General features: G+C 74.5%; 1 protein-coding gene. It reads right to left on the bottom strand.

Annotated elements, in window-relative coordinates; all coding sequences use genetic code 11:
• Positions 1 to 1,032: DUF4232 domain-containing protein (locus AB0N07_RS52205; protein ID WP_365848181.1), on the bottom strand; the 1,032-nt coding region annotated here is incomplete at both ends.

Here is a 1,032-nt window from a genome sequence, read left to right as displayed (position 1 = left end):
TCCGTGGCCCAGGGACACGGACACCGTCTGCGGGGCGCTCTGGTCGGCCCTGGCGCGGTAGCCGGTCCAGAGCAGGGCGGCCACGGCCTGCTGCCCCGGCTCCAGGACCACGCCGAGGCCGGGGTCCTCCTGGGCCGCCTGTTCCGGGGCCAGCACGGTGGTGGTCGCGGTCATCGGCTCGAGGTGCAGGTCGATCGGGTCGCCGCCCTGCACGATCTCGACCTCCGGGCGGCCGTGGAGGGCGCAGGCGGCGTCTCCCGTGTTCACGGCCGTGACGCCCGCCGAGGACGTCCCCATGGCAGAGTCGAATCCGCCGATCCGGACCAGGAGCGGTTCGGGGGTACAGGCTGGCACGCCCGGGGGAACAGGCGCCGGGGCCGGGCGGATCGCGTCCTGCGGCTCCGCTGCGGGAGGCGGTGACGCCGTCGGCCACGACTCGGACTCGATGACCGGCGGTGAGGCGAGCGGCGGATCGGTCTCGGGCTGCGGCTCAGACACCGGCCAGACGGACCACACGGCGACAAGCAGGAGCACCGCGGCACCGGGCCCCACGATCCGCATCGACGCCACCGGCAGCGGCATCGTCTCCTTCGCCGGCGTACGGGCTCTGCGGCGGCGGGCGGCCCTCCGGGTCACGCTGAAGAGCAGCAGGTGGAAGGCCGGCAGGCTCCACGGCGCCAGCAGTAGCAGCGGCACCGTCTGGGGCACCTGATGCACGGTGAGCGCGTACGCCGCCGCCACCGTGGCGGTGGCGCATGCGAGCCCAGCACCACTGAGCACACCCGCGAGCAGCCATGCCTGGCGGTCGCCGCCGACCGCCGGACGCAAGAAGGTGCGGCCCACCAATGCGACGGCGACAACGGTGGTTGTCAGGAGGGCGATGCCCAGGGGCAGGGCCCAGATCGCCGCCGCCAGGGTGACGGCGACGCCCACCACTCCCAGCACTGCGACGGCACCGGCCGCTACGCCCTTCTCCGGATGCCTGCGGTGACCGTGTGCGGTGCTGGGCTGCCGGAATCCGGCGGCGGCCCA

The sequence above is a fragment of the Streptomyces sp. NPDC051172 genome, from assembly GCF_040682555.1.
GTDB lineage: Bacteria > Actinomycetota > Actinomycetes > Streptomycetales > Streptomycetaceae > Streptomyces.
The sequence above is the reverse complement of the archived record's forward strand: the minus strand, read 5'-3'. Positions and strand labels throughout refer to the sequence as shown.